Annotated in this window: 2 protein-coding genes; both read left to right on the top strand. The window is 63.0% G+C overall.

From position 1 onward, the window contains the following. A partial coding sequence (locus AC1DY5_RS53830; RefSeq protein WP_478122391.1) for an IS6 family transposase occupies positions 1-461 on the top strand: 461 nt, incomplete at its 5' end. Positions 462-763: 302 nt separating this feature from the next. Continuing rightward, the coding region (locus AC1DY5_RS53825; RefSeq protein WP_478122390.1) for a GMC family oxidoreductase at positions 764-1,853 on the top strand (1,090 nt) is incomplete at its 3' end.

Below are 1,853 nucleotides of genomic sequence, written 5' to 3'. Positions count from 1 at the left end.
ACGTGAAGATCCGCGGCAAATGGACCTACCTCTACCGGGCCGTCGATCGAGAAGGAAAGACGGTCGACTTCCGGCTGAGCGCCAATCGCGATGTCAAGGCGGCCAAGGCGTTCTTTCGCAAGGCGCTGGAGACGCAAGGCCGAGCTCCCGTGAGCGTCACGCTGGATGGCTATGCCGCCTCGCACCGCGCGGTGCGAGAGTTGCCCGTGCAAAGCTCACGRTGGAAAGACACGCGGTTGCGATCGTCGAAGTACCTCAACAACATGATCGAGCAAGACCATCGGGGCGTGAAGTCACGCATCAACCCGATGCTCGGGTTCAAGGTCTTCGACCGTGCTGCGGTGACGATCGCCGGCGTCGAGCTGCTGCACCGAGTTCGCAAGGGTCAGTTCAATCTCGGTCGGCTGCATGTTCGGGGCCAAGCTGCGCCCGCGATCTGGAATGCCGTGCTTTCGGCATAGCCTGCGCGGCCCTCTTTAGAGTCGCTCGGCTACCCCCAAACTTTGCACCAGAGCCCTTCTTCGTTGGGTGGGCATTGGGCAATCCCCATGCCACGCTGGCAGCAAGCCTTCTACCGATGATGGATCGACAGGACGTCGTTGGCGCCGACACGCGTGTCGCGGAAGAAGACAGTCTGTCTGCAGCGCCAGCATCTGCGGCCCGTGCAGCGGCTCACGGAGCTGCTGCACACCGGGTCCACGTCGTGGCATGTCCCTTGCTCATTTCTTCGTGCTGGCCAGTAAGCGCAACAAGGCAATAGAAATTGACTTCAAAGACATGCGACTTCATCGTGGTGGGATCGGGTTCAGGCGGCGGCGTTGTGGCCAGCCGGCTGAGCGAGAACGGGAAATACAAGGTTGCCTGCCTAGAAGCAGGAACGCGCGGCGCCCACTACATCTTCACTCGTCCTCCCGTGGGAGGCGGCGTCATGATCGAGAACCCCGAAGTCAACTGGTGCCAGTACGCGCAACCCAACCCGGAGCTCGGCGGACGACGCGTCTACATCGCACGCGGCAAGATCCTGGGCGGCTCGAGCGCCATCAACGGCTTGATCTACAACCGCGGCCAGCGCCTGGACTACGAGGCCTGGGAGCGCATGGGTTGCACCGGCTGGGCCTACAAGGACGTGCTGCCCTGGTTCCAGAAGCTGGAAAGCACGGACATCGGCACCGATCAATACCGTGGCCGCACCGGCCCGATGAAGGTCACGGTGGCGTCGAAGACCTCGCCCTTCTACGACGTCTTCATCCGGTCGGCGCAAGCCGTCGGACTGCCCCTGAACCCGGACTATAGCGCCGAGACCCAGTACGGCGTCGCGATGGCGCAGATCAATGTCTGGAAGGGCTTGCGCCAGAGCACCGCCACGCAGTATCTGCATCCGGCGCGCAACCGCCCCAACCTCTCGATCATCACCGGGGCGCACGTCACTTCGCTGATCCTCGAGGGCAAGCGCTGCGTCGGCGTGCGCTTGCGCCGCAATGGTGTCGACGAAGAGCTCCGGGCGAAGAAGGAAGTGATCCTCTGCGCAGGCAGCATCGGCAGCCCCCAATTGCTGGAGCTTTCGGGCATCGGAAATCCTGAAGTGCTTGGGAAGCATGGCATCCGCGTCGTGCAGGCCCTGCCGGGCGTCGGAGAGAACCTTCGCGATCACTTCGGCCCCTCCATGCAGTGGAAGTTCAACCGCAAGGGCCTCTCGCTTTCGCACCGCGGCCTCGGCTGGCGGCTCGTGCGTGAAGTGCTCTACTACCTGATCACGCGCAAGGGCTTCATCTCGCAGGGACTCGCGACGTTGCGCGTCTTCACGAAGTCGCACGAAGGCATCGAACAGGCCGACATCGCGCTGATGGCCAATC

Source organism: Variovorax sp. P4_D9 (genome assembly GCF_056401695.1).
Note: the sequence above shows the minus strand (reverse complement) of the source record. Positions and strands in the feature narration are given on the sequence as shown.